Here is a 26,550-nt window from a genome sequence, read left to right on the forward strand (position 1 = left end):
ATACAATTTGGACCCAGAGCCCAGTTTACTTTTTTCTACAAATCTTGACGCTAATTTAATTATTGGTTTCGTCGGAATTTTTATTTTATTATTTCTTTCGGCAATCGTTTCTGGTGCCGAAGTAGCCCTTTTTTCTTTATCACAGCAAGATATCGATGATTCTTTAAACGATAATCCTGCAAAAGGTAAAATTATTTCGAACTTATTAGACAAGCCTAAAAAGCTTTTAGCAACTTTGTTGGTTGCTAATAATTTTTTCAACATTGGCGTAGTCATTTTATTTGCTTACATGGGGCAGAATATTTTTGCCAATGTAAGTTCGCCAGCTTTTAAATTTACTCTAGAAGTTATTTTGGTAACTTTTTTAATTTTATTGTTTGGTGAAGTTCTTCCTAAAGTTTACGCAAGCAGAAACAGCATTCGTTTTGCTAAAGGCGTCGCTTATCCGCTGGCATTTTTAGATAAAGTGCTTTCTCCAGTAAGTTTGCCAATGCGCGCATTTACAATATATTTACAGAATAAATTAGGCAAGCAAAAGAATAATTTTTCCATTAATCAGCTTTCTCAGGCTTTAGAATTAACAGATTCTGAAGGAACTTCGACAGAAGAACAAAAGATTTTAGAAGGAATTGTTTCTTTTGGAAATACAGATACGAAGCAAGTAATGAGTCCGAGAATAGATATTTTTGCATTGGAAATATCAGAAACTTTCTCAGAGATTTATCCCAAAATAATAGAAACAGGTTTTTCAAGAATCCCTATTTATCGTGATAATATTGATCAGATTGAAGGAGTGCTATTTGTGAAAGATTTATTGCCTCACATTGATAAAGAAGAGTTTGACTGGACTTCTTTAATCAGAGAAGCTTTTTTTGTTCCTGAGAATAAAAAATTAGATAACCTTTTGAAGGATTTTCAGAGCTTAAAAAGCCATTTGGCAATTGTGGTCGATGAATATGGAGGAACATCTGGATTGGTTTCGTTAGAAGACGTTATTGAAGAGATTGTTGGAGATATTAGTGATGAGTTTGACGATGAAAACCTGAACTTCTCACAAATAGATGAGAATAATTTTCTTTTTGAAGGAAAAATAAACCTGAAAGATTTCTATAGAATTGTAGATGTTGACGAAGATGTTTTTGAAGCTCATAAAGGAGAAGCCGAAACATTAGCGGGATTTATTCTGGAAATTTTAGGTAATTTTCCGAAAAAAGATCAAAAAGTACCTTTTAAAAACTGTATTTTCACAGTAGAAACAGTCGATAAAAAGCGTGTAAAACAAATAAAAGTAACCATAAATTAAAATGTTTAATAGAATACTTTCAATAACAGCAATTTTGCTTGCTCTAACGGTTATAAGCTGTAAAAATGATGTTTTGCCAAAACCTGCGAGTTATCTGCGACTGGATTATCCTGAAGCAAAATATGTGAATTTTGAAAACAATTGCCCGTTTGCTTTTCAGATGAATGAAGACGCAATTATTAAAGGAGAAAAAGAATGCGGTTTTGCAATCACCTATCCAAAGATGAAAGCAACTATTTATTTGACCTACAAACCTGTAAATGGCAACATTGATAAGTTACTGCGCGATGCTCAAAAACTGACTTATGAGCATGTTATTAAAGCTGATGATATTTTAGAACAACCGTATTTAAATCCAGAGAAAAAGGTATACGGAATGTTTTATCAAGTTGACGGAAACGCAGCGACAAATTCGCAGTTCTACGTTACCGACAGTACAAAACACTTTTTAATTGGTTCGGTATATTTTTATGCAAAACCAAACTTTGATTCGATTATGCCTGCGACGAGTTATGTTAAGAATGATATGCAGCGTTTGATGGAAACATTGAAATGGAAATAAAAAAAGCACTCAATTGAGTGCTTTTTTTGTTTTTTGTATTTCGAATTTAAGACTTAAAATTCGAAACTTTATATGTTTTTCCGTCTCCAGTTTCTTGAACCACTTTTGTCAAAGATTCTGAGTTTTGGATTGTTTTATCAAAACTTACAGTTGCAGTTTTTTTGTCAAAATCAACAGTTGCTTTTTCAACTCCGTCAAGATTTGCTAATTCCTCTTCAATTGTTTTAGCGCATCCAACAGCGCAAGTCATTCCGTCAATTGTGAAACTTGCAGTTTGAAGATTTTCAGCAGCGATTGGTTTGTGTTCTTTTGGAGCACTTTTTTCTGCATTTACAACTTCAAGACTTTTGTCTTCTGCTTTTTTACAGCCAACAAATACTAAACCAGCGATTGTTGCGGCGATTAAGATTTTTGAAATTTTCATTATATATAAATTTAAAAATTGCGAATTAGATTCTTGCAAAATTAATAAAAAGAGAATGCTTAGTTCGTAAAATAATTACAAATTTGCAGGAAAATACAATTTATGGAAACAAAACAGTTAAAGTGGGTTTACTTAACTATTCTCTCTCTTATTTGGGGAAGTTCTTTTATTCTGATAAAAAAGGGATTGATTGGGCTAACGGCAATTCAAGTCGGTTCATTCCGAATTATTTTTGCCGCGCTGTTTCTGTTGATTGTAGGTTTTAATAGCTTAAAAAAGATTTCGCGCCGCCAGTGGAAATATGTTGCGATAACTTCACTGTTCGGAACTTTTATGCCAGCTTACCTTTTTGCTATTGCCGAAACCCAAGTAAATAGTTCTATTGTAGCGATTTTGAATTCGCTTACGCCTTTAAATACTTTAATTTTAGGAATTATAGCATTTGGGATTCAGTTTCAAAAAAGACAGGTTTTAGGTGTTTTCGTAGGGCTCGCTGGTTGTTTGCTTTTGGTTTTAAGCGGAGATTCTTCTAGCGGAACTCAAAATTATTTGTATGTGCTATTGGTTGTAATTGCGACGCTTAGTTATGCGATCAATGTCAATTTAATTAAAAAATATTTACACGATTTAAATTCTGTAAGTATTACAACAGGAAATTTTGCAGTTTTGCTTTTACCGGCATTAATCATTTTAAGTACAACCGATATTAGCCAGAAAATACATTTTGCAGAAACGCAGCATTCTATACTTTTTGTGGTAATTTTAGGTGTTTTAGGAACTGGAATCGCCAATATTCTTTTCTTTAAATTAATTCAGATGTCGTCCCCTGTATTTGCAACATCGGTAACATATTTGATTCCGATAGTGGCCTTCTTTTGGGGATTATTAGATAACGAAATGTTGACACCAATTCAGTCTGTAGGAGCGTTTATTATTTTGATTGGAGTCTATTTGTCAGCGAAAAAATAGTTTTTGAAATGTAAAACATAATTTGCTGGGTTTGTCTCCCTTAGCGGAGTCGAAGGGCGTATCAATTGGAATGAGGCCTCGACTTCGCTCAGCCTGACAAACAGGATGAAATAAAAAAAGCTTTGTCAAAGTTTTAAACTTTGACAAAGCTTTTAAGAGTCTTGCTCTTAAAAAGACTCAAACAAAACCTTTGTTCCTTTGAGCCTTTGCAACTTTGAACCTTATCTATAAAAAATCTTTCTCAGAAACTCCTTCGTTGATCTTAATATCAGACATTTTGATATCCAATTCAAAACCAACATTTTGAACTAAATTAAAAGGGACTTTAATGCCTTTTACTTCTTTATAATCGTTAAAATTGGTGATTTGTTCTACTGATTTTCCGCCTTGTTCACGAACTTTAGATTCGGCTGTTTTTAAGCCAGATTTAACGTCATAATAATACTTTGTTTTACCGTCTTTAATTACGTAAGTATCACTTCCGTTAATTGGTTCAATTCCTTCTACTTTTAGGTCGGTTCTTTTTGCAAGTTGCAATTCTTCGAATGGCGCTGCATTTGCTTTCATTTCAGCTAAATCTTCGCCTTCAAGGTTTTTTCTTTTTCCTTGTTGTTCTACATAAGCGCCTTTTTCATTCACAACTTGTTTCATTAAATTCATAGTGCCCATTGAAAGTGAAACCATCATTTTTCCTTTAGAATCTAATTTAGAAGTAAAAGTTAATGGAGTAGGAGCTTGAGGAACAGTTGTTGAGCCGTTCATGTATAAAGTTTTTACTGCGCTAACAGCTTTTTCTCCTCCAATTGCATTGATATAGTTTTCAAAAACTGTTTTAGCACTAATATCTTTAGGAGCTTCTTTTTTTGTTGCAGGTTTTTCAACAGGATTTCCATATTTATCGAAATAATAAATCGGAATTTGTAATTTTTCTAAACCAGAAATTACATCCGATCCTTTTCCGACAATCACAATACGCATATTGTCCAATAAGAAATATTTGTTTGCAACACGATAAATATCGTCTGCAGTAACATTATTGATTGTTTGGATGTATTTTTCGTAGAAATCGGCAGGAAGTTTTTCTGTTTCAATGTTCAAAGCGTAACGTGCAACAGCTTGCGGTTTCTCAACTTGCATTACAAATCTTCCAATATATCCAGCTTTTACATTTCTTAAAACTTCTGGATCAACTCTTTCTGTTCTAATTCGTTTTATTTCTTTTACAAATTGAACAACAGCACTATCTGTTACAGTGTTTCTAACTGCTGATGAAGCTTTAAATTTGGTAACATATTTTCCGCTTCCAATGCTAGAATTTGCGCCATATGTCCAAGCATGTTCTTCGCGTAAATTCATATTTAAGTAACTATTGAAATCGCCTCCAAGAATTTGATTTGCAATTACTGCAGGGAAAAAATCTGGATCGCTCATTCTTAAATTTACAGTATTTACTAATGAAATTTCAGATTGAACCGCATTTGGAACATCAACAAAATCAATTTGTAAGTTTGAAACATTCGTCGGATTTGGGTAAGTGTTTTTTGGTGCTGCTTGCTTTTTCCATCCGCTGAATAATTTCTCAACGGCAGCTTTTACTTCTTTAAATTTGATATCTCCAATAACAACTAAATAAGCGTTTTCTGGAACAAAGTAAGTGTTGTAATTGTTTTGAACATCTGCAAGCGTTACATTTTTTACAGTTTCTTCAGAAAGATATTCTCCTGTTGGATGATTTTTTCCGAAAGCTAAAACATCGACCACTCGGTTTGAAATAGCAGGAACGCTTTTTTCGTCAGCTTTAAGCCCTTCTAAAAGTTTTGCTTTTTCTTTATCAAATTCAGTTTGGGTGAAATTTGGCTGTAAAGCACCTTCTGCCAGAAGTTCTAAAACACGTGCAGAATATTTTGATAATGAACTTGCATAAGCGCCTTGAGAAGTAAAATTGATATTAGCTCCATAAAAATCAATTTCTTCGTTAAAAGCCTCTTTGGTTGTTTTTTTAGTTCCGTTTCCAATTAAGCTACTAGTTAATTCGTCAACGCCTTTTTTGTTGCCTTCAGTAAAAGGAGCGTTGTCTAAAGTAAGTGTAAAACTAACTCTAGGCAATTTATGGTTTTCAACAACCAAAACCTTCATTTCGTTTGCTAAAACAAAGGTCTGTGGTTTTTTGATGTTGACTACTGGGGCATTTCCTGGTTTGGGTTGTGGACGATCTTGTGCTTGCATAATTCCAGTTAGGAAAATAAGGATTAAAAAAGGATATATTTTTTTCATGATTCGATATTCTTAGTTTTGAGATTTGGCAGTTGGAACATAATCTAAAATCAAACGTTGGTTCGGATTTAAATATTTCTTGGCAACTTCTCTTATTTCTTCTCTTGTTATAGAATGATAAATGTCGATTTCGGTATTAATCAGATTTACATCGCCATAAAGTAAATAATATGAAGCAAGATTTTCTGCAATTCCTTCTACGCTCGAATTGGCATTTACATAATTGTTATCGAATTTGTTTTGTAATTTTTCGTAATCTTTTTCAGAAATAAGATCGGTTTGAATTTTTACAATTTCCTCATCCATTTCTTTTAAAATATCGGCTGTTGTGTATGGAGCCATTGGAAGACCATACAGAATATACATTCCGTAATCTTCTTGGCTAAAACCTACAGCACCAATTTGCAACGCCATTTTTTTGTCGTCTACAATTTTCTTGTACAGTTTAGAACTTTTTCCATCACTTAAATACGATGAAATTAAATCTAAAACCCTTGCATCTCTTGTTTTCATTGAAGGCGTTCTGTAAGAAGCTACAATCATCGGAATCTGGATGTTTGGATCTTCGTAAGTAGCTTTAATCGTTTGGGTGATCGGATCTTCTGTATAGGTTTGTTTTTTAACTTCTTCGCCTCGCGGAATTGGTCCAAAATATTTCTGAATCCATTCTTTTGTTTTTGTTTTTTCGAAATCTCCAGCAACCACTAAAACGGCATTATTTGGAGTATAGAATTTTTTGTTGAAAGCTTGGAATTCTTCAAGAGTTGCAGCATCCAAATCTTTCATAGAGCCAATAGTGGTCCATCTGTAAGGATGATTTTTGAACATATTCTTTTTAACCTCGGGAAGAATATTTCCGTATGGCTGATTGTCGTAACGCATTCTTTTTTCTTCTTTTACTACTTCATTTTGCGTGTCAACTCCAATTTTATTAATAATAGGATGCATCAGTCTTTCAGATTCCATCCATAGACCAAGTTCTAAACTGTTAGATGGAAAAACTTCATAATAATATGTTCTGTCATCAGAGGTATTTGCGTTGTTTACACCTCCGTTAGCAGTGACGATTTTCATCCATTCCCCACGTTTTATATTTTGGGTTCCTTCAAATAATAGATGTTCAAAAAAATGTGCAAAACCAGTTCTGTCTGGGCGTTCGTCTTTTGATCCAACATGATACATTACCGAAGTGATTACAACTGGAGCCGAAGGGTCATTGTGTAAAATGACATGCAGCCCATTGTCTAAATCGTATTCTTCGAAAGCCACTTTTTGGGCATGAGCCACTCCGCCAAGCATTAATGCAGCACTTAACATCATTATTGATTTTTTCATAAAGATTAATAATTTTAAAATATCAACAGTAGTAGGTAGACAAGAGTTGATTTTGGTTACACCAAAAATAGTTTTTTTTAATTAGGTATTACAGATTTGTTTTTAAATTAATGTGATTTTAACAATCTTTTACTTTAAAATAATTTTGTTTTTGATGTAGAACTGCTTGAAAAACAAGGTTTTTTTAAGTAAAAATATTTTTGCTTTTAGGGATTGCACAGTAAATTATTAGTTGTATATTTGCAACCTTAAAAATCAATAAATCAATTTGGTATGTATGCAATCGTAGAGATAGCAGGGCAACAATTTAAAGTAAGCAAAGACTTAAAGGTTTATGTTCACCGTTTAGCTAACGAAGAAGGTTCAAAAGTTTCTTTTGACAAAGTTCTTTTATTAGATGACAACGGAAATGTAACTTTAGGCGCCCCAGCTATAGAAGGTGCTTCAGTAGAAGCTAAAGTGTTACAACACTTAAAAGGTGATAAAGTTATCGTTTTCAAAAAGAAAAGAAGAAAAGGATACAAAAAAAGAAATGGTCACAGACAATATCTTACACAAATTGTAATTGAAGGTATTACTGCAGCAGGAGGAACTAAAAAAGCAGCGGCTAAAAAAGCAGTTGTAGCAGAAGAAGCAGCTACTGAAGAAGTAGAAGCTCCAAAAGCAAAAAAAGCAGCTCCAAAAGCAAAAAAAGAAGCTACTAAAGAATAATAACAATATTTAAACTCATACGTCATGGCTCACAAGAAAGGTGTCGGTAGTTCGAAGAATGGTAGAGAATCAGAATCAAAACGTCTAGGCGTTAAGATTTATGGTGGTCAAGCTGCTATTGCTGGAAACATCATCGTTAGACAAAGAGGTTCAAAACACAATCCAGGTGAAAACGTTTACATTAGTAAAGATCACACTCTTCACGCAAGAGTTGCTGGAGTTGTTAAGTTCCAAAAGAAAAGAGATAACAAATCTTATGTATCTATTATCCCATTCGAGGCATAATAATCATAGATTACTTTTTATAAAAAACCCGTTCAGAAATGATCGGGTTTTTTGTTTTTTATACTTTTATAAAGACTTTAAAGCTTATATTTACTTTTACGTTTATTTTCATTGTCCTAAATATTAAAAGTTGAAAAAAATAATAATACTTATACTGTTGTGTTGTTTTAGCGCTTACGGAAAAGCTGTTTCAGATAATAATGTGAGCAGTTATTTGAATTCGTTAAGCGAAGAACAGAAAAATGTTTTGTATGAATTTGAAGTTCTTAAAAAGAACGATTTTGAAACAGAACAATTCTGGACGAAACACAAAAATGAATTTTCAAAAATTGATGATAAAGTACGAGATCGATTAGCTTTAGAAGTTTTTGCTAATTCTAAAATAGTGTATGCTCCGCCAAAAGGTTCTGTAGTTCAATTCTGGTTACAAGCGCAATCGCTGGCAAATTGGATGTTTTATCTGTCGGCATTTATTGCTATTTGTGCTATTCTAGCTTTGTTTAAGCGATATTGGAGTCTGTTAATTGATTTTGTTATTAGGCATTTAGCACCATTATTAAGGTTTTTATTCTCACCAATCTTATTGACTTACGAATTGCTGATTGCAAGCGCTTTCTGTGTCTATTACGGAGTTTCTATAAATGAATTTGTACTTCGTACAGTTGTGATTCATGTAGGACTGTGTTTGTTGTGGAGTCAATCTACAGCTCTTTTTACGAGAGAATATTTAATTAAACGGTATATTTTTAAAATAGAAAATAACTTTTGGGGTGAAAACTCTTGGGAAGCGGTAAAAACAATTTGTCTCCCTGCTTTATGTCTTACGCTTGCGCTTTTGTATGTGCTGTACAGAGTTCCGCAAGACATTTTTTATAACTACGAAATTGTATTATCAGGAATTGCAGCAATTTATGCTTTGCCTTTTTGGCGTACTTTAGAAAAGTATTTATATCCAGTTTTATTTCCCTTTAAAAATGATAGAAGAGAAAGAGGTATAAATTCTCTTGGCGGATGTACTGTAATTGCTGTTGTTGTAGTTTTAGTGCTGATTTTTCAAGATAATTCTCTTTTTTATAATGTTATTGCCGCTTTAATAAGTTTGTTGGCGATATCGTTCTTAATTTTGTCCTTGAAAATGAACTACAGATATGATTTCAGAAATTATTACTATCTGCAATTTGTAACCGTACTTTTTTTAAGTTTAACTTTCTTGTACGGCTTCAGTTATCATTTAAATGAAGTTGTTTGGTTTTCGCTGATAGGAACAAGTGCTTATGTAGTCATTAAATATTTTGAAATATTTTCGTTTTTCTCCGATTGGAAAAGAAGTAAAGCTTGGGCTTGGAAACTGCTAGGGGTGGCAGCCTTATTGTGGTTGTTGGCTAAAGGGATTTTATATGTTTCTAAAATCATATATAGAGTTTAAAATAAAAAAAACCGAAGCTTATGCCTCGGTTTTTATTTTTGTATTAGAATTTTTAAATCCTTATTCAGTATCCTTAGTTTCCTCTAAATCTTCAGTTTTTCTTCCCACTTTTACTTTTGGATTATCTTGTGTTCCTGTAACTGTCAGCGGAATTCCGAAAATACCGAAAGGAGGCAATCCTAAACGCATTTTAAGGTTCAGTCTTCCATCTAAGCTTGATGTCCCTTCTATTCTTGGTCTAAAGCCTGCGAACTTAAATTTAAAGCGTTCCACAGTTATAATATTGTTTTTAACTGTTGTTTTAATATCAACTTTTGAAAGATCTGGATTTTTTATAGATTCCGTATTTGTTTGTTTGCTTACGGCATTAAACATTTTCAGACCTCTTACTTTTACATCTTTTACAGAAAGTGTTCCGCCGCCCACAAGAGAAGGGTAGACAGGATCCATATTTGCGTTTAAACGGCCTTTTAATTGATAATCTAAAGAAACAATTCCTTGCGCTTTCTCTGCTGCACTTGCCATTTTCCTGAAAACTTCAATTTCGTTATAGGCTCTTTTAATATCAAAATCTGTAGCTTTTATTGCATAATCAAAATTTGCTTTTTGCGGAGTTACAGCTTGATAATTGGCATTCATAGAAACATTGCATCCAATTAAATTAAAGCCAGTATTCTGCATTGTTAATTTACCATTCTTCATGGTTAAATTTCCAGTTGCATTTTGCAGGTTTAATTTGTCGAAATTTACTTTTTGGGCATTTGCAATCAGCTGTAAGTTCAGATTGCTTGGAATAATAATTACGCCAGTTTGTGTATTGCCTGATTGTTTTGCTTCTGTTTTTGGAGCAGAGCTTTGCGTTACAGGTGTATTTGGGTCTACGCTTGACATAAATTCATCAACATTGATATATCGAGAAGAAACTTTAAAAGAGCCTTTTAAAACGCCTGTATTGGTCATTACATAATTGAAAACATTTTGTAAATAACCATTCATTTTAAAATCTGATTGTCCATAAGCGGCCAAGAAATTATTGAACGACATTTTATCCTGATTAATTTTGAAAATACCTTCTTTGATGATGAATTTCTTTGGAAGATATTCAGAAGCAATTCCGATGTTTCTTAATTCAAGTGTTCCTCTATTATTTAATTTGCTGTAATTTCCCTTTTCTGCATCGCTTTGTTTTCCTTTTAGCGATACATCAGCTTTTACGAAACCATCCAGATCAAGTCCTTTTTGAGAGAAAACTTTATAAATTCTGCTAACATCCAATTCGCCTTTTGCTTTTATGTCGTAATTTAAATCGTCAAAATTGCTTAAATCTGCTTGTACAAAAACTGGTTTTCCTTCAAAAGTAAATTGAGTTGGTGTTAAGCTTACTTTTAAATCTTCAAAAGTTCCTTTTTGGTTTACGATTTTAGATTTAATCGTAATATTTGTAATAGGATTTGGATAGTAAGGTGTTTTTAAATATCCATTATCCAAATTAAGGGTTCCGTTTGTAACAGGAAAACGTTTGTTCTTTTGGTCAAATACTCCATTTGCTTTTACGTCGCCAGCTAAAGCTCCTTTTAATTCAATATCAGGAATTCCAAGTGCTTTGGTTAGTTTTTCAAGATCAATTTTAGCTTTAAAATCGGCGTTGATTTCTGGTGTGTTTATTCCTTTCACCAAAAACTTAGATTTTAAATAATCCTGATTAATATTTAGAGAGAGATTTTTAGCATCAACAATAACTAAATCAGGGTTTAAAGACGGAACAGTTGTTTTGATGTCTAAATTTAGGTTTGAAACAGGAAATGCGCTTTTGTTGTAATTGACAAATCCGTCGTTTATTTTTACATCCAAATCCAAATCTGGAGCAATGTTTTCTGACGCAATATATTTTCCTTTTAAAGTCAATAAAAGATTCGTATTTCCTTTTAATTCAGTTTTAGAAAGCCAAGTAATATATTTTGGAGGAAAGGCGGTAAAAACGTCATATAAATTACTGTTATCAGATTTAATAACAAAATCCATGTTGTAGCCATCTTTCAAAATATCAAATTTACCTTTAAAGTCGACCAAGAGCTGATTGATTTTTAGGTTATTCTGTTGGAAAAAGAAAGAAAGCGAGTTAATGTTGACTTTGGTAATCAAATCAGCATCAATTTTTTTATTCATTAAATACGGTTCGTCTTCGTAAACGATATTCAATTTTTCGATTTTGGCTTTCGAATACAAATCAAAAACGGCTTTATTTAAATCTCCTTTTCCTAAATAATTGAAGCCATAGGCATCAAAATGAACTTTTGTCGATTTGTCGTCGTAAATAATTTTACTGTTCAAAATTTCAATTCGTTCTAGCTTTAAAGCAGTATCAGAACTGTCTTTTGATTGTGAAGCTTGTTCTTGCGATTTATAAATATTGTAATTTGCTTCTCCGTTTGGATTTACTTTTACGTTTATAAAAGAATCAGATAAATAGATCTGGTCAATTTTTACCGATTTGCTAAAAATAAGACTTGCCACATTGATTCCAAAAGAAACCTCTTTTGCAGTGATGAATTTTTCGTTTTTGTATGGCGCAGAACCATTCAAACTTAAATTATCTAAAGTTAAAGTAAGAGAAGGAAAATGATGAAAAAATGAAACAGAAACATCAGAATAATTTAATTCTGCGCTTAATCTTTCATTGGCTGTTTTTTTTATTTGCTCTTTAATTTGGTCCTCAAAGACGATAGGCATTAAAAATAATAATCCTATAATAACCGCGAAAGTTATTCCGAAATACTTCGCAATTTTAAAAACGATTGATCTGGATTTACTTTTCTGCATAGCGAATAGTGGTGTTTAAATATGGAAATAGAGTAATAAACAAAGAGCGTAATTTATCCGTGAACGGTTTCACTTTTACCATAATTGGTAATAATAGAACCTTCATATTCAATCCATTCTTTCCATCTTTTGTCGATGTCGATGTTGTCTTGGTATTTTCTGGCAAAGCCTAAAAATGTGGTATAATGTCCCGCTTCAGAAATCATTAAATCTCTGTAGAATGTAGCTAGTTTTTCGTCTTTAATATTTTCTGAAAGGACTTTAAAACGCTCGCAACTTCTGGCTTCAATCATTGCAGAGAACAATAATCGGTCGCAAAGTGCATCTCTACGGCTACCATCTTTTTTCATGAATTTAAACAGTTCATTTACGTAATGATCTTTTCGTTCGCGTCCTAGCGTAAGTCCGCGTTCCTTTATGATATTATGAACCATTTGAAAATGCTCCAATTCTTCTCTGGCAATTTCAAGCATTTCGGTTACTAATTCTTCGATTTCAGAATTATACGTCACAATGCTAATAGCGTTTGAAGCAGCTTTTTGTTCGCACCATGCGTGATCAGTTAAAATTTCTTCGATATTCGATTCGACGATATTTACCCATCGAGGGTCTGTAGCTAATTTTAATCCTAACATAATTTCTAAGAATTTAGTTTTGCAAAATTAGTGTTTTTTTACAACCGAAAGTCAGTAAATATGATGCAAAAATGTGCAAAAAAGCATTATTTTGTAAAATGAAACCAAATAAAATGAAACAGATAAAAAAACTTTTAATTATTGGGTTTGTTTGGCCTGAGCCAAAGTCTTCTGCGGCAGGCGGAAGAATGATGCAATTGATTTCTATTTTCAAAGAAAATGGATTTGAAATTACATTTGCAAGCGCTGCTCAGGATAGCAATTTTATGGTTGATTTGTCTGAATTTGGAGTAATAAAAAAAAGCATCGAACTTAATTCTTCAAGTTTTGATGATTTTGTAGCCGAATTAAATCCAGAAGTTGTCTTATTTGATCGCTTTATGGTCGAAGAACAATTTGGATGGCGCGTAATTGAAAAATGTCCGAATGCGATCCGAATTTTAGATACAGAAGATGTGCATTGTTTGAGAACTGCAAGGCAAAAAGCGTTTAAAGAAAACAGAACTTTTAAAATTCAAGATTTGTTATCTGAGGAAGTTGCAAAACGCGAAATAGCCAGTATTTTAAGATGTGATTTATCTTTGATTATTTCTGAATTTGAAATGAATGTTCTAAAAGATGTTTTTAAGATTAATGAAGACTTATTGTTTTATCTTCCGTTTTTGGTTGATGAAATGAAGGAAGAAGAGCTTTTGAAATTGCCCTCTTTTGAAGAAAGAAAGCATTTTGTTTTCATTGGAAATTTTCTTCATGAACCGAATTGGAACACCGTCCAATATTTAAAAGAAGCGATTTGGCCTTCTATAAAAAAAGATTTTCCAGAAGCTGTTTTGGAAGTTTACGGAGCGTATCCTTCGCAAAAAGTACTGCAATTGCATCAGCCTAAAAATGGTTTTTATATCATGGGAAGAGCAGAAGATGCTAATGAAATTGTGAAAAAATCTAGAGTTGTTTTAGCGCCAATACGTTTTGGAGCAGGTTTGAAAGGTAAACTTTTAGAAGCAATGCAATGCGGAACGCCAAGCGCAACAACTTCTATCGGCTCTGAAGCAATGCATAGAAAATTGTCTTGGAATGGTTTCATTGAAGATGATCCAACTGATTTTGCTAGAAAAGCAATTGCACTTTATCAAGATGAAAATCTTTGGAAGCAATCACAAAAAAATGGAATCGAAATCATTAATAAATGCTACCAAAAAAGCAACTATTCTAGTCAATTGCTTTCACTGGTAAATTCGCTTATAGAGGATTCAGAAAGTCATCGTCTTCATAATTTTATGGGGAATTTATTGCAGTATCATGCGTTTAAAAGTACGATGTACATGTCAAAATGGATTGAAGCGAAAAATAAGTAATTCAGAACAGTTTGCGGTAATCAGTAGGCTGAGACTGAAAACTGCGACTTTAAACTAAGCGTCCATTTTTCCAAAACCTACTGTTTCGCGATAAATTTGTGGCGAAACATCGGCATTAGTTTTAAAGAAACGACTAAAATAATGTTCGTCATCGTAGCCTAACTCATATGCAATTTCTTTAACCGTTTTGTTGGTTAGATATAATTCTCTTTTAGCTTCAATAATAATTCTTTCTGAAATTAAATCAGTCAACGTTTTATTGAAATAATTCTTAGATAATTTAGCCAAAGCTTTAGGGGAAATATTCAGTAATTCGGCATAATTTCCTGCTGAATGTTTGGTTTTGAAATTTAGTTCAATTGCATCTTTTAGATTTTGAAGAATAATAGGTTCTTTCGAATCTGGAATCGATTTCATTTCTTCTAATTGTTCGGTTTTTAGCCTTGAAGCTGTGATTAAAAAGATTTTCAAATAAGAAATAAGCAATTCATATTGTGCTAATTCTGCATTTTGAATTTCAGTTTTCATTTGGTCGATAACCATATTGAAAGTTAGTGATGCTTGTTCAGTAACCTTTACATAAGGAGGTTGATAAATATTATTGAACAAAACGCCATTGCAAGAAACTTCTTTTTGATGCATGTGAATGCAATAAAAATCAGGATGAAAATGAATGGCAATTCCTTCGATTGGTTCGTTTACACAAAGCATAAATGGCTGATAAGGTGAAAAGGCGAGAAGTGAGTTTTCTTCAAAATGATGTTCGGCAAAATCGGCTTTTACCTTGCCTTTTCCTCCGGTGACCCAAATTAGCGAGTAATAATTGTTTCGCTGTAAATGATCAAAATGACTGTTGTCATCAAAAGAAAGTATCTTGAAAGCTAAATTGCCATTTTGCGGATTTGTTAAAGTAAAAACTTGTTGCGAACTCATATTATTTGGTTTTTGAAAGTATAAAGATAGTCATGAAATAAATTCACAACTATCTTTACATATTGATTCTTGTTATAGTGAATGTATACTTTTTAATTATACTGTTGGAAAGTCAATTTCTGTTTTTGCTACGTTGTTAAAGTAGTTGGTTAGTACATTTAAAGCTACATGTCCGATAGTTTCTGCAATTTCAGCATCTGCAACTCCTGCGTTTTTAGCTTTGTTTACATCCTCGTCGTTTACTAAACCATTTTTACTAATAAGAGTTTTGGCCAATTGTAAAATGGCTTCTGTTTTGGCATCGTCAGACTTTCCTAATCTAGCAGCTTTTAAAACTGCTGGATCTGCTTTAACTAATTTCTCTCCAATAAAAGTGTGCGCGGCTAAACAGTAGTCGCAAGAATTGCTTTCTGAAACTGCTAAAGCAATTAATTCTCCCGTTTTTGCGCTTAATTTTCCGTGACTTAAAGCACCGCTTAAATTTAAATATCCTTCAAGAACTGCTGGAGAATTTCCCATTGTTCTCATCATGTTGGGAACAACGCCTAATTTTGCCTGAACTGCATTGAATAAATCTTTAGTTTTTCCTGTTACTTCTTCTGGGTTTAAAGCTGTTAATCGTGTCATTTTATTTGAAATTTAATTGTTATTATTTGTTGTTGTCTTTTGACATTACAAAATTGCAACGATTACAGATTTTAAAACATGGAGAATGTACGCTATGTGATGGATAATTTTCCCCTCTGTTTTTTGGGAGCTATTTCCCGCTATCCGTTCCAATCTTTTGTGCCGAACCCCGGCACAAAAGGATTTCCACTTCTATCGAGGCTAGGGCTCTCGTTTTATATGATTGTTTTTTGCATAGTTTGTCATCCTGACGAAGAAAGGATCACACTTAGAAATTCTGCAAACAATTAACGCAATCTTGTCATTTCAACGAAAGAGAAATCTTCGCGAGTAACTCCGTAATGAGAATCCAATCTTTGTCGAGCTTCTTGTGAAGATTTTCTCCTTCGTCGAAATGACAAATAAGGCGTAAAAAAAAGAGGCTGTTCTTTAAGAACAGCCTCTTTTTAGAGTTATAATCTTGAAAAAACTATTTCAAAACACTTGCAGCATCTTGAATTGTCGTCGCGTGATAACCAGATTTAGCTTTATCAAATACTTGCTTAGCCCAAACTTTTCCTTCTGGAGTTTTAGCCATTTCTTTATAAAGCATCATGATAGAGCCAGTTCTGCTGCTTCCAATTAAAAATTGTTCAATTGCAGGGTCGGCAGCTTTGTATTGATGACGAATTGCTTGAACAAACCATTGGCGTTTAATAATGAAATTACCGCCCTTAGTAAAGTTGAATTCTTTATCAATTGCTTCCATTTCCTTTACAGTGATATCAGCAGGAAGATGGTCAATAAAATGCTGTTTTTCTGCAGTAGTTGTGATTTTTTTACTCAAACCTGCAACGCCAGTTTCTCTCCAGCTTTTTTGGATAGCATCGATAGCATCAAAGTCAGCTGAACTTACAGGAACAATATTTGAAGGAATTCCTGGTTTGTAAATCCAATCGTCTAATTTGATTTTGTCAGCCAAAGTTTTGTCTCCTTTAATTAAATTTTCATTTAGATATTTAACGAAATCTTCTGTTGTAATTGATTGGAAAGCATGAGAATCGAAATAATTCTTGATAAACGGATCAAATTTATCGCGTCCAACGGCATTTTCAATAACTCTTAAAAAAGCATATCCTTTTACATAAGGAATCATGCTGATTCCGTCGTCAGGATTTCTTCCTGTCAAACTAACTTTTAATCTTGTGTCTGGATTTGTGTCTCCGTATTCAGCAACATTATCAACCAATTCTTTATTGGTGATAACGTTTTGCATATCAAATTCTTTTTTGCCAAAAATTGCTTCTCCAATTCTGTGCTCAACGTAAGTAGTAAATCCTTCGTTTAACCAAATATCATCCCATGTAGCATTTGTAACCAAGTTTCCACTCCAACTGTGCCCTAATTCGTGTGCAAGCAAACTCGTAAGCGAACGATCTCCAGCAATTACTCCCGGAGTTAAGAAAGTCAGGTTTGGATTCTCCATTCCTCCATAAGGGAAACTTGGAGGCAAAACCAAAACATCGTAGCGTCCCCATCTGTAAGGTCCATATAATTTTTCTGCAGCATTTACCATTTTTCCAAGTTCGGCAAATTCATAAGCAGCGCTTTTTAGAACAGATGGTTCTGCATAAACTCCAGTTCTGTTGTTGATTGCTTGGAATTCGATATCTCCAACGGCAATTGCCATTAAATAAGACGGAATTGCTTTGTCTTGTTTAAAAGTGTAAACTCCAGTGTCATTTTTCTTCTGTGGATTTACAGCACTCATAACCGCCAATAAATCTTTAGGAACTGTAACTTTTGCATTGTAAGTAAAACGAATTCCAGGAGAATCTTGACAAGGAATCCAAGTACGAGACCAAATGCTTTCTCCTTGAGAGAATAAAAATGGTTTCTTTTTGTCGGCTGTTTGTTCTGGTTTTAACCATTGTAGTGCAACAGCATCTTTTGTTGTGTTGTAATAGATGTTTACTTTGGTTGTATTTGGTTCAATTGTGATATGAAGTGGTTTACCATGAAATTCAGTGTCTTTTCCAAGCTCAAATTTGGTTTCTTTTTCATCATCTCCTAAAGTTACTTTTGTAATATTTAAAGTGTTTTCGTCGAAAATAATTTCGTTTCCTTTACTGATGTTGTCAATTGTCCAAGATGCTTTTCCTGAAATAGTCTGAGTGTCAAAATCAACTTTAATATCAAGGTCAAGATGTTTTGCTACAGCAAGTTCTGGTTTAGAGTAACTGTGTTCGTCTGTAACGGCAGCTGTTTTTTCTGTTTGCTCTTTTTTCTGGCAAGCAATTGCTGTCAGAAATAAAGCGACAAGAATTAGTTTCTTCATTTTGTGAGGTTTTGAATTTGAGGATGAAAATTAAACAAAAAATCCCGTTTTGAATAAACAAAACGGGATTTAATTATAAAATTAACAATGATTATGCCAACATTGTAACTGGGCTTTCGATGTATTGTTTTAATGTTTGTAAGAACTGAGCTCCAGTTGCACCGTCAATAGTTCTGTGGTCACAAGCTAATGATAACATCATTGTGTTTCCAACTACGATTTGACCGTTTTTAACTACTGGTTTCTCAACAATTGCACCTACAGAAAGGATTGCAGAGTTTGGCTGGTTGATAATTGAATTGAATTCAGTAATACCAAACATACCAAGGTTAGATACTGTAAAAGTACTTCCTTCCATTTCTTGTGGTCCCAATTTTTTGTTTTTAGCTCTTCCAGCAAGATCTCTTACTGAACCGCCAATTTGAGATAAACTCATAGCATCTGTAAATTTCAATACAGGAACTACTAATCCGTCTTCAACAGCTACAGCAACACCAATGTTTACGTGGTGGTTGATGATGATAGCATCTTCTTTCCAAGTAGAGTTGATTTTTGGGTGTTTTTTCAATGCTAAAGCACAAGCTTTGATTACCATATCGTTGAAAGATACTTTTGTATCTGGAACGCTATTGATAGTAGCTCTAGCTTGCATTGCTTCGTCCATACTTACTTCGATCACTAAGTTGTAGTGAGGTGCAGTGAATAAAGATTCAGAAAGACGTTTTGCAATGATTTTACGCATTTGAGAGTTTTTGATCTCTTCTGTGTAAACTTCTCCAGCAGGAACGAATACTTTTGGTGCAGCAGGAGCAGATGCTTCTTGTTTAGCAGCTGGTGCCGCAGCAGAAGTTTGTGCTTGAGCAGATGGAGTAAAGTTTTCGATATCGCTTTTTACGATACGTCCGTTTTCTCCAGATCCTTTAACTTGACTTAATTGAATTCCTTTATCAGAAGCGATTTTTTTAGCTAAAGGTGAAGCTAAAATTCTTCCTCCGTTTGAAGTTTCAGCAACGGCTTCTGGTGCTTTTTCAGCAGCAGGTGCAGTTTTTTCTTCAGCAGCAGGAGCACTTGCAGTGGCAGCGCCTCCGGCAGTATAATTTTCAGCAATTCCAGAGATGTCAGTTCCTGCAGGTCCAATGATAGCTAATAAGCTGTCAACAGGCGCAGTATTTCCTTCTTGAATTCCGATGTATAATAATGTTCCAGCATTGAAAGACTCAAACTCCATAGTAGCTTTGTCTGTTTCAATTTCTGCTAAGATATCGCCTTCAGCAACAGCATCACCAACTTTTTTCAACCAGCTAGCGACTGTACCTTCAGTCATGGTATCGCTCAAACGAGGCATTGTTACAACAACAACTCCTTTAGGCAATTCAGCTGCCGCTTTTGCAGGAGCAGCAGTTTCAGTTTTTGCTTCAGCAGCAGGAGCATCCGCTTTTGGAGCTTCGGCAGCAGGAGCATCACCGCCAGCTAAAAGAGCAGAAATATCTTCTCCTTCTTTACCAATGATTGCTAATAATGAATCAACAGGAGCAGTTTCTCCCGCTTGAATTCCGATATGTAAAAGAGTTCCTTCGTTAAAAGATTCGAACTCCATTGTTGCTTTGTCTGTTTCAATTTCAGCAAGGATATCTCCTTCGCTAACTTTGTCGCCTACTTTTTTAAGCCAAGTTGCTACCGTTCCTTCCGTCATTGTATCGCTCAAACGAGGCATAGTTACTTTAATTGCCATAATTCTTATAATTTATGAGGTGTAAATGGATAGTCTTCTTGTGCGTATACTACATCGTATAATTGTTGTAAGTCTGGGTATGGAGATTCTTCAGCGAATTTCGCACACTCTTCAACTAAGTCTTTAACTTTTTGGTCAATTACATCAATTTCTTCTTGAGTAGCATATTTTTGATCCAAGATTACGTCTAAAACCTGAGTAATTGGGTCGATTTTTTTGTACTCTTCAACTTCTTCTTTAGAACGGTATAATTGTGCATCAGACATAGAGTGTCCTCTGTAACGGTACGTTTTCATTTCAAGGAAAGTTGGTCCGTCTCCGCGACGCGCTCTTTCGATAGCTTCGTGCATAGCTTCAGCAACTTTTACTGGGTTCATTCCGTCAACAGGTCCACAAGGCATTTCGTAACCTAAACCTAATTTCCAGATGTCAGTGTGGTTTGCAGTTCTTTCTACAGAAGTTCCCATTGCGTAACCGTTGTTTTCAACGATAAATACAACTGGAAGTTTCCATAACATAGCCATGTTGAAAGCTTCATGAAGAGAACCTTGTCTAGCAGCACCATCGCCAAAGTAAGTCATGGTAACACCGCCAGTGTTGAAATATTTGTCTGCAAAAGCAATACCAGCTCCTACAGGAATTTGAGCACCTACGATTCCGTGTCCACCGTAAAAACCGTGTTCTTTAGAGAAAATGTGCATAGAGCCTCCCATACCTTTAGAAGTTCCTGTTGCTTTTCCTAAAAGTTCTGCCATTACGTTTCTAGGATCAACTCCCATACCAATTGGCTGAACGTGGTTTCTGTAAGCAGTAATCATTTTATCTTTGGTCAAATCCATAGCGTGCAGTGCGCCAGCTAATACAGCTTCTTGACCATTATATAGGTGTAGAAAACCTCTAACTTTTTGTTGAATGTATAATGCTGCAAGTTTGTCTTCAAACTTTCTCCAAAGTAGCATGTCTTCATACCACTTTAAATATACCTCTTTTGTAACTTCTTTCATCTGAATTCTTTCTTTTGCTAAAGTTGTTTGTGTTATCGATTATTGTGCCTGTAACGCAAAATAGTTTCCTCCCACAAATTTGCGCCCGAAAGGTCGGGATGCAAAAATAAGACATTACATTTAAGAACTAAAATTAAAACGATACTTTTTGGCTTTTTTTTACAAGAACTTTTTATCAAACATCAATGGAAGTAAATTTTTGAGGGATGATGATTTATAAATTTCACCAATTTCACCCATAAAATAGATTTCAATAGGTGTGTCTTGTTTTATCTCGTATTCTGCTATTGATTGTCGGCATGATCCACATGGTGGAATAGGGGCAGTGGTTTGATTGCTGTCTGAAGCTGCTGTAATTACCATTTTTAAGATTTTTGCTTCTGGGTAAGCGCTTCCAGCATAAAAAATTGCAGTTCTTTCTGCGCAAAGTCCAGAAGGGTATGCGGCATTTTCTTGATTAGAACCTAGAATAATTTTTCCGTTATCTAAAAGTAAAGCAGCGCCAACTCTGAACTTAGAATAGGGAGCATAAGCTTTTTTTCTGATTTCAACCGCTTGATTCATTAAATCTTGAATTTCGGTTGGAAGTTCATTTAAATTATCAAATATTGTAAACGAAGTTGTTATATTGATCTCTTTCATTTGTTTTTAAGGGAAAAAAAATCCAAATTCCTAAAATGCTGGAATTTGGATTAAGTTGTTTTTATTTTGATCTTTTCTCTTTAATAAGTGTCGTATTTGTCGCCAAAGTTAAACGTTAAAGAGAAACGAAGTGTATTTTCTAAAGGGTTTTTTATTTTTGATGCTGAGAATAAGTACGAAACATCAATTTTCATAATGTTGTATTTAAATCCTGCTCCTAAAGAGAAAAATTGTTTAGCACCTTTTTCTGGGCTTTCGTGGTAGTAACCTAAACGGAAAGCAAAAGCATCTTGATAAACATATTCGGCTCCAAGGCTATACGTGATTTCCTTTAGTTCTTCACTAAAACCTCCTGGCGCATCTCCAAAAGATTTAAACATTCCTTCAAACCAGCCAATTTTATTGTAGTTTCTGTAAGCAGCGTCTGTAGCTTCTTGCTGTGTAATGTCTTCAGGATCGTCAAAATCTCCATCGCCATTTCCATCGATAGCAGCTTGCATGCCTGGAGGAGTTGGAACTAAAAGTTTAGTAAGTTCGGCGCTTAGTGTAAGTTTATTGTAGTCGTCAAAGATAAAATCAAACCCTCCCCCTAATCTTAAATTAGCAGGTAAGAAGTTTGTGCTAATATCATCATTGTCGTAACTAATTTTTGGCCCCATGTTCTGGAAGTTAACACCAGCTCTCCATCTACCATTGAAATCTTGGTAAGCGATTTCTTCCGATTGATAAAAAGCAGCAACATCGACAGCAAAAGATCTTGCAGATGTAGCATCAACTTCTTCTGAAGCAACTTTTAAGTTTGAACTAATAAAACGTCCAGCAACTGCCATCGAGAATTTCTCACTTAATTTAAGAGAATACGAACCGTCTAAGGCAAATTCGTTTGGAGAAACTGTTCTTGTAGGCTCAGTTGGATCTCCTGTAGTTCTTAATTCGATGTCTCCAAAACCGAAATAACGGAAACTTCCTGCAAAAGCACTCTTTTCGTTGATTTTGTTGTAATACGTAATCTGACCTAATGAGATGTCATTGGCAAGATCTGTTAAATAAGGAGTGTAGCTAATAGAAAGGCCTTGTGCATCTTCTGAAAATGCATACTTGGCAGGGTTCCATTGTTGAGAGAAAACGTCGGCAGAAGTAGCGACACCTTGGTCTGCCAAACCTGCTGCTCTAGCATCAGCAGCGACTAGTAAAAAAGGTACTCCAGTAACAATTGGTCTTGATTCCTGAGCCCTTGAATTGTAAATGCTAAAAATACAAATTAATAGAAGTGATAGTTTTTTCATTTATGGGACTTATGTTTTTGGTGGTGCAAATATATATAATATTATAGGATGACAAGCTTTTCGTATTTTTCTGCTTTTTTATTTGTTAAATTGGATTTTACAGTCAGTTTGTAAATATACACTCCTTTTCCGATTCTGTCGCCAAAATCATCTCTTCCGTCCCATGTTATTTCTCTTGATAAAAATCCTTCTGTTGTAACAGTTTGGTTTTTTGTCCAAACCACTTTTCCTGTAATGGTCATTACCTGCACTTGTACTTCCAATGGTTCATACGGTCTGTTATGTGAAAACCAAAATTGCGTATAAGTAGAAAAAGGATTTGGGTAATTAAGAACGTGTGATAAAGTTAAGGAATCGTCTCCTACAACTGTAAACTGAATTTCACTCGTCACAGGATTGTTATAAACATCCCAAGCGGTAAAACTTATTGTATGTAAACCAGGGGCTAAATTTCGGAGTGGGAAACGTAGGTTTCCGTTGGTGTAATCGTCTAATTTTGTTTGGTAATAATCATTCAAAATATAAGGATTACTAACATCTCCATCTAAAATAGCAACAATATCATGTCCGATTCCGCTTGCTGTATTGATTCCGTTTTCATCTTCTAAGAAGGCTAAAAGAAAAGGCGATTCATTTGTAATTCCGCCAGATACAAAAGTTTCATCGTTCATATATAACTTCACTTTTGGACTTATATTGTCTTGGGGTGCATTTTCGTTAATTCCTCCAATTTTGATCGTATTGTTGTATCCTGTTTGGTTTTCTAATGCCTCATTTTTCTTTGAATAAAAGCTAATTCTTCCATTGTCAACAGGAATTCTAATGTCTCTAGGAACTACAAAGCTAAATTCAAATTGTCCGTTGGTTACAGAGGCATTCCCTCTAAAAATGGTTTCTCCTAAAGTTTTGAATTGCATTGGAGGACTATAGCCGTCATTGTTTAAAGTAGTATTTGTAATTAATTTATCAAAAATAGCAGTTGCTAATTCGCCATTGTAATTGCTTAAAAGTGTGTTGTTTTCGTCTGTAATTTCTCCTGAAATTTTAATTTTTGACAATGATTTTAAGTCAGGAATTGCTTGCGAAATCACAATATCATTTACTTTCGTTAAATTAATTCGCGGTTTTGGAATAGCGAGCATTAATGCAGGATCACCTAAGTAAAAAACAACATTACTAGAAGAACTTGGATTTTCGTTTTTAGATATTCTTAAAGATTCAGCAATGGAGTTATATTGGTTAGAGCCATAAGAAAGAAGGTTTTTGCTAAGCGTTTTATTGAATTCTTCGGCATTAGCCTGTCCGATTTCACGAATTGTTGTCAGCATGGAAATAGCGCCTCCTTTTGGATTCCAGAAAACATATTCACCAGCAGTTGGTCTGGTCGGATCATCAAAACGGGAAAATTCGCAAGTAATGGTAATAAATAGAGGATATTTGTATTGGTTGGTCAGGTTTTGCCCGTCCGATTTTTCCCAGATTCTCTCGCTAGCCAACCCGTCTTCGCCACCGTGCCCTAAATAATTAAATATTAAAGCCCCTTTTTCAAAAGCATTAAAAAAGTCTGTTCTTGCTTTAGGATATCGAGATCCGCCAGCAGAAGCTTCTTGCGTATATGCATCTAAAAATATTTTGTCGATATTAAAAAAAGGTTTTTCAGTTGCAATTTGATCTGCAAGTGCATTTTGGTTTGCTTGTAAAGTTTGATCGCCAGGTTTGTCCGAGTCGTCGCTAATTAGAACAACATTATTTCGCCAATTTCCGTATGATTTTGTGTCGTAATATTCAAATACTTTGTTGACCATTTCCTGTGCTTGAGCATTGTCAGAAACTAGCATTCTTCCTATGGCTATATCAATCCCTGCAAGAGACGGAATAATAACTCCCTCATTAGGATCCATCAATCCATAAAAATCATCAGAAGCAAAAGAAGCTTCGCCGACTGTGTTGCTTATTAGGGATTGATATATAGGTACAATATTAGTGTTGTTCGAAATGCGATCTTTGTAGTCAAACGAAGCGTCTCCAAATAAATTTACATAACGAATCCTTTTTTCTGACGAAGAAGCATTGTCATAAATATATCGAATGAAGTTTCTAATAGCAGCTATGTCTTGTTTGCCAGAAGAAAATTCCTGATAGATGTTTTCTAATGTGATAACTTTTACATTTAAATTAGAATTAGTTCTATGAAAACTCGCTAATCTTTCGGCTTGTGAAGCTAAAAATTTTGGAGTTATAATAACATAATCGATATCCTGAAAAGAGCTTTGATTATTTCTGAAAACCGTTCCTTTTAAATTTTGGTTGGCAATTTTCGGTTGATTTTCTTTTAACGGACTGTAATAATCGGAAGGATCTATTGCAATGTATTTTCTAACTTCTCCTAAATTGGCTTTAAAACTAAAAGAGGCTTGGTTGGCATTTTCTATTTTTGATACATTATATAGGTCTGTAACATCCCATATTTGAGCTATTCCAGATGCATTTCCAATTGTATAATTAACAATTCCGGCTGTCGAGCCAGCAGAGTTATACTGAAAAAGAAATTGTTTGCCTACTCCTAAAAGTTTTCGTTTTGCCGTGATATTAATATAATCTAAGTAGCCTTTTGATCCCGGAACACCATTATTATTATAGGTGAGTTTTATTTTAATATTATCTGTCCCAGTAAATACTGTATTTGCTGGTAGTTTTCCTGTTATATATTTCGTGTCGGAACCTGCAATTAAGGGTGTGAAATTTATATTTCCGATATTCTGTCCGTTTGCTGCTATTGCAAAAGAAGTCGTGGTTAAAGATGCAGATGCAGTGCTTGCTTCTATTTTTACTGGTATTGAAGTGTCTAAGTTTGGAAAATTAAACGAGAATTCTTGTTCCTGATTAATGTCAAAAGACTCGCCGAGCCATTGGCGACCAAGGTGAACAATATTGGTTTGATCTATTTCATGGTATTGATAGTCATCAAACGTGTTTAGTTCTAAAGTGCTATTTCCTATTGGCTGATTAAGGTTTTGGATTCTTTTTCCGTCGTCTCCAGAAACCGTAATGTAATAGTAAGATTTGGTGTCGTATAAATTTAGGTTAGTCTGGTTTTCAGAACTCCAAGTGTCGGTTCCTTCTGCATAAAAAAGAATGTAATCTTCGTTGTTAAAAACACCGTCATTTTCTCCTATTACTTGTATCGCATTTTCTGTTAAATCGTTAGGATAATATGTGTCGTTGGGAAGAGGAAGCATTCTTCCTCCATTTCCGTAAATTTTGATTCTTCTTGGGTTAGCTTTGGAGGCGTCAAATCCTAAGCTTTGTAAAAAAGAACGATCTATTTTGTAAACGCCTGATTTCTGAATGTAAAAACGATACCAATCGCCAGAAGCCAAAACAGAATTTGAAATTGCTGCCGATTTTTGAAATGAAGATGTAGATGCAGTTCGCCCAGTTGCATTGCTAATGAAATAAGAAAAGGATTTAATTCGTTTGTAGCTATTTCCTTCCTTAATTATAGGAGATAAAGAAAGGAAAGAATATTTTATGTCTCTTGCATTCGTAACTATTACAGATTCATTTGGTTTTTCAGGGATATTTTCAAGTGTTAAATCTCCTAAATCTGCTCTGGAAACCGACTCATAAATGACATTGTTAATCTGCAAAGAACTGTTGCCTGAAACGTTAGATTGGTTTAAGTTTTGGAGTAGCATTATGCTTTTTTTTGTAGTGTCAAAGCGAAAACTGCTTCCGGAGAAGTAAGGAATTACGATTTTATTTTCGCCATAATTTACCTCTTTTTTATTCTGCCAATCTATCGTTATAGCCCCATTTATCTGGGAAAATGAGAGAATTGGGAGGAGAAAAAGAGAGATAAGTATTACTTGTTTCATGAGTTTAAAAACCGAAATTTAATTAAAAAATA

The 26,550-nt window shown here is 34.2% G+C and carries 20 protein-coding genes; 7 read left to right on the plus strand and 13 right to left on the minus strand.

What is annotated here, in order from left to right:
- Positions 1 to 7: 7 nt before the first annotated feature.
- The gene (locus AC1Q5Z_RS12245) at positions 8 to 1,303 is read left to right on the plus strand and encodes a gliding motility-associated protein GldE (RefSeq protein ID WP_198854598.1); all 1,296 of its coding nucleotides are present in this window, start codon (positions 8 to 10) and stop codon (positions 1,301 to 1,303) included.
- Between the two features lies 1 nt (position 1,304).
- Complete coding sequence (gene gldD, locus AC1Q5Z_RS12250) at positions 1,305 to 1,865, plus strand: gliding motility lipoprotein GldD (protein WP_343587980.1); 561 nt, start codon at positions 1,305 to 1,307, stop codon at positions 1,863 to 1,865.
- Positions 1,866 to 1,911: 46 nt separating this feature from the next.
- Here gldD and AC1Q5Z_RS12255 read toward each other — a convergent pair whose 3' ends face one another.
- Positions 1,912 to 2,289, minus strand: coding sequence for a heavy-metal-associated domain-containing protein (locus tag AC1Q5Z_RS12255; RefSeq protein ID WP_198854595.1), 378 nt, complete (start codon positions 2,287 to 2,289; stop codon positions 1,912 to 1,914).
- 102 nt (positions 2,290 to 2,391) lie between these two features.
- Between AC1Q5Z_RS12255 and AC1Q5Z_RS12260 the strand changes: the two genes are divergently transcribed.
- Positions 2,392 to 3,258 carry a DMT family transporter gene (locus tag AC1Q5Z_RS12260; RefSeq protein WP_492445033.1) on the plus strand — a complete coding sequence of 289 codons (867 nt, stop codon included), beginning with the start codon at positions 2,392 to 2,394 and terminating at the stop codon, positions 3,256 to 3,258.
- 225 nt (positions 3,259 to 3,483) lie between these two features.
- On the opposite strand, the gene AC1Q5Z_RS12265 is transcribed toward AC1Q5Z_RS12260, so the two are convergent.
- Positions 3,484 to 5,532 carry a M16 family metallopeptidase gene (locus AC1Q5Z_RS12265; RefSeq protein ID WP_492445035.1) on the minus strand — a complete coding sequence of 683 codons (2,049 nt, stop codon included), beginning with the start codon at positions 5,530 to 5,532 and terminating at the stop codon, positions 3,484 to 3,486.
- Between the two features lie 12 nt (positions 5,533 to 5,544).
- A complete protein-coding gene (locus tag AC1Q5Z_RS12270) occupies positions 5,545 to 6,867 on the minus strand; it encodes a M16 family metallopeptidase (protein WP_198854592.1) in 1,323 nt (440 codons plus the stop codon).
- Between the two features lie 273 nt (positions 6,868 to 7,140).
- On the opposite strand from AC1Q5Z_RS12270, the gene rplU reads away from it, so the two are divergent.
- The 3 genes from rplU (at position 7,141) to AC1Q5Z_RS12285 (ending at position 9,289) form a co-directional block, all read left to right on the plus strand.
- Positions 7,141 to 7,578 carry a 50S ribosomal protein L21 gene (gene rplU / locus AC1Q5Z_RS12275; protein ID WP_073412831.1) on the plus strand — a complete coding sequence of 146 codons (438 nt, stop codon included), beginning with the start codon at positions 7,141 to 7,143 and terminating at the stop codon, positions 7,576 to 7,578.
- A gap of 24 nt (positions 7,579 to 7,602) precedes the next feature.
- On the plus strand, positions 7,603 to 7,863 hold the full coding sequence (gene rpmA, locus AC1Q5Z_RS12280; protein WP_012023622.1) for a 50S ribosomal protein L27: 261 nt from the start codon (positions 7,603 to 7,605) through the stop codon (positions 7,861 to 7,863).
- 130 nt (positions 7,864 to 7,993) lie between these two features.
- Positions 7,994 to 9,289: a hypothetical protein gene (locus tag AC1Q5Z_RS12285; protein WP_492445039.1), complete on the plus strand. Its 1,296-nt coding sequence runs from the start codon at positions 7,994 to 7,996 to the stop codon at positions 9,287 to 9,289.
- A gap of 60 nt (positions 9,290 to 9,349) precedes the next feature.
- Here the strand turns inward: AC1Q5Z_RS12285 and AC1Q5Z_RS12290 are convergent, their stop codons facing one another.
- Together AC1Q5Z_RS12290 and AC1Q5Z_RS12295 are read right to left on the minus strand one after the other, a co-directional pair.
- A complete protein-coding gene (locus AC1Q5Z_RS12290) occupies positions 9,350 to 12,109 on the minus strand; it encodes an AsmA family protein (RefSeq protein WP_492445041.1) in 2,760 nt (919 codons plus the stop codon).
- A 53-nt stretch (positions 12,110 to 12,162) separates the two neighbouring features.
- Complete coding sequence (locus AC1Q5Z_RS12295; RefSeq protein WP_198854590.1) at positions 12,163 to 12,744, minus strand: MiaE family protein; 582 nt, start codon at positions 12,742 to 12,744, stop codon at positions 12,163 to 12,165.
- A gap of 113 nt (positions 12,745 to 12,857) precedes the next feature.
- Between AC1Q5Z_RS12295 and AC1Q5Z_RS12300 the strand changes: the two genes are divergently transcribed.
- Positions 12,858 to 14,099 carry a glycosyltransferase gene (locus tag AC1Q5Z_RS12300; protein ID WP_492445043.1) on the plus strand — a complete coding sequence of 414 codons (1,242 nt, stop codon included), beginning with the start codon at positions 12,858 to 12,860 and terminating at the stop codon, positions 14,097 to 14,099.
- A gap of 54 nt (positions 14,100 to 14,153) precedes the next feature.
- On the opposite strand, the gene AC1Q5Z_RS12305 is transcribed toward AC1Q5Z_RS12300, so the two are convergent.
- The 8 genes from AC1Q5Z_RS12305 to porU all read right to left on the minus strand — a co-directional run bounded on the left by AC1Q5Z_RS12305 (position 14,154) and on the right by porU (position 26,518).
- Positions 14,154 to 15,032, minus strand: coding sequence for a helix-turn-helix domain-containing protein (locus AC1Q5Z_RS12305; RefSeq protein WP_492445045.1), 879 nt, complete (start codon positions 15,030 to 15,032; stop codon positions 14,154 to 14,156).
- A 96-nt stretch (positions 15,033 to 15,128) separates the two neighbouring features.
- Positions 15,129 to 15,659 carry a carboxymuconolactone decarboxylase family protein gene (locus AC1Q5Z_RS12310; RefSeq protein ID WP_345157157.1) on the minus strand — a complete coding sequence of 177 codons (531 nt, stop codon included), beginning with the start codon at positions 15,657 to 15,659 and terminating at the stop codon, positions 15,129 to 15,131.
- Positions 15,660 to 16,128: 469 nt separating this feature from the next.
- Positions 16,129 to 17,976, minus strand: coding sequence for a hydrolase/aminopeptidase (locus AC1Q5Z_RS12315; protein WP_492445047.1), 1,848 nt, complete (start codon positions 17,974 to 17,976; stop codon positions 16,129 to 16,131).
- A 91-nt stretch (positions 17,977 to 18,067) separates the two neighbouring features.
- Complete coding sequence (locus AC1Q5Z_RS12320; RefSeq protein WP_492445049.1) at positions 18,068 to 19,708, minus strand: dihydrolipoamide acetyltransferase family protein; 1,641 nt, start codon at positions 19,706 to 19,708, stop codon at positions 18,068 to 18,070.
- 5 nt (positions 19,709 to 19,713) lie between these two features.
- Positions 19,714 to 20,712, minus strand: a complete 999-nt coding sequence (gene pdhA / locus AC1Q5Z_RS12325) for a pyruvate dehydrogenase (acetyl-transferring) E1 component subunit alpha (RefSeq protein ID WP_144215559.1) — start codon at positions 20,710 to 20,712, stop codon at positions 19,714 to 19,716.
- A 159-nt stretch (positions 20,713 to 20,871) separates the two neighbouring features.
- Positions 20,872 to 21,354 (minus strand): cytidine deaminase, encoded by a 483-nt coding sequence (cdd, locus tag AC1Q5Z_RS12330; protein WP_343588756.1) that lies wholly within the window; start codon positions 21,352 to 21,354, stop codon positions 20,872 to 20,874.
- An 80-nt stretch (positions 21,355 to 21,434) separates the two neighbouring features.
- The gene (gene porV / locus AC1Q5Z_RS12335) at positions 21,435 to 22,640 is read right to left on the minus strand and encodes a type IX secretion system outer membrane channel protein PorV (RefSeq protein WP_198854583.1); all 1,206 of its coding nucleotides are present in this window, start codon (positions 22,638 to 22,640) and stop codon (positions 21,435 to 21,437) included.
- Between the two features lie 41 nt (positions 22,641 to 22,681).
- The gene (gene porU / locus AC1Q5Z_RS12340) at positions 22,682 to 26,518 is read right to left on the minus strand and encodes a type IX secretion system sortase PorU (protein ID WP_492445052.1); all 3,837 of its coding nucleotides are present in this window, start codon (positions 26,516 to 26,518) and stop codon (positions 22,682 to 22,684) included.
- Positions 26,519 to 26,550 lie beyond the last annotated feature (32 nt).

This window comes from Flavobacterium sp. GW823-FHT06G12 (genome assembly GCF_058794775.1).

Excerpts from the sequence above, each read along its gene's own strand:
- rplU (WP_073412831.1), top strand. The coding sequence starts at position 7,141 with ATGTATGCAATCGTAGAGATAGCAGGGCAACAATTTAAAGTAAGCAAA.
- AC1Q5Z_RS12265 (WP_492445035.1), bottom strand. The coding sequence starts at position 5,532 with ATGAAAAAAATATATCCTTTTTTAATCCTTATTTTCCTAACTGGAATT.
- AC1Q5Z_RS12320 (WP_492445049.1), bottom strand. The coding sequence starts at position 19,708 with ATGGCAATTAAAGTAACTATGCCTCGTTTGAGCGATACAATGACGGAA.
- AC1Q5Z_RS12310 (WP_345157157.1), bottom strand. The coding sequence starts at position 15,659 with ATGACACGATTAACAGCTTTAAACCCAGAAGAAGTAACAGGAAAAACT.
- porU (WP_492445052.1), bottom strand. The coding sequence starts at position 26,518 with ATGAAACAAGTAATACTTATCTCTCTTTTTCTCCTCCCAATTCTCTCA.
- rpmA (WP_012023622.1), top strand. The coding sequence starts at position 7,603 with ATGGCTCACAAGAAAGGTGTCGGTAGTTCGAAGAATGGTAGAGAATCA.
- AC1Q5Z_RS12290 (WP_492445041.1), bottom strand. The coding sequence starts at position 12,109 with ATGCAGAAAAGTAAATCCAGATCAATCGTTTTTAAAATTGCGAAGTAT.
- pdhA (WP_144215559.1), bottom strand. The coding sequence starts at position 20,712 with ATGAAAGAAGTTACAAAAGAGGTATATTTAAAGTGGTATGAAGACATG.
- cdd (WP_343588756.1), bottom strand. The coding sequence starts at position 21,354 with ATGAAAGAGATCAATATAACAACTTCGTTTACAATATTTGATAATTTA.
- porV (WP_198854583.1), bottom strand. The coding sequence starts at position 22,640 with ATGAAAAAACTATCACTTCTATTAATTTGTATTTTTAGCATTTACAAT.
- AC1Q5Z_RS12300 (WP_492445043.1), top strand. The coding sequence starts at position 12,858 with ATGAAACAGATAAAAAAACTTTTAATTATTGGGTTTGTTTGGCCTGAG.
- AC1Q5Z_RS12305 (WP_492445045.1), bottom strand. The coding sequence starts at position 15,032 with ATGAGTTCGCAACAAGTTTTTACTTTAACAAATCCGCAAAATGGCAAT.
- AC1Q5Z_RS12295 (WP_198854590.1), bottom strand. The coding sequence starts at position 12,744 with ATGTTAGGATTAAAATTAGCTACAGACCCTCGATGGGTAAATATCGTC.
- AC1Q5Z_RS12315 (WP_492445047.1), bottom strand. The coding sequence starts at position 17,976 with ATGAAGAAACTAATTCTTGTCGCTTTATTTCTGACAGCAATTGCTTGC.
- gldD (WP_343587980.1), top strand. The coding sequence starts at position 1,305 with ATGTTTAATAGAATACTTTCAATAACAGCAATTTTGCTTGCTCTAACG.
- AC1Q5Z_RS12255 (WP_198854595.1), bottom strand. The coding sequence starts at position 2,289 with ATGAAAATTTCAAAAATCTTAATCGCCGCAACAATCGCTGGTTTAGTA.
- AC1Q5Z_RS12260 (WP_492445033.1), top strand. The coding sequence starts at position 2,392 with ATGGAAACAAAACAGTTAAAGTGGGTTTACTTAACTATTCTCTCTCTT.
- AC1Q5Z_RS12270 (WP_198854592.1), bottom strand. The coding sequence starts at position 6,867 with ATGAAAAAATCAATAATGATGTTAAGTGCTGCATTAATGCTTGGCGGA.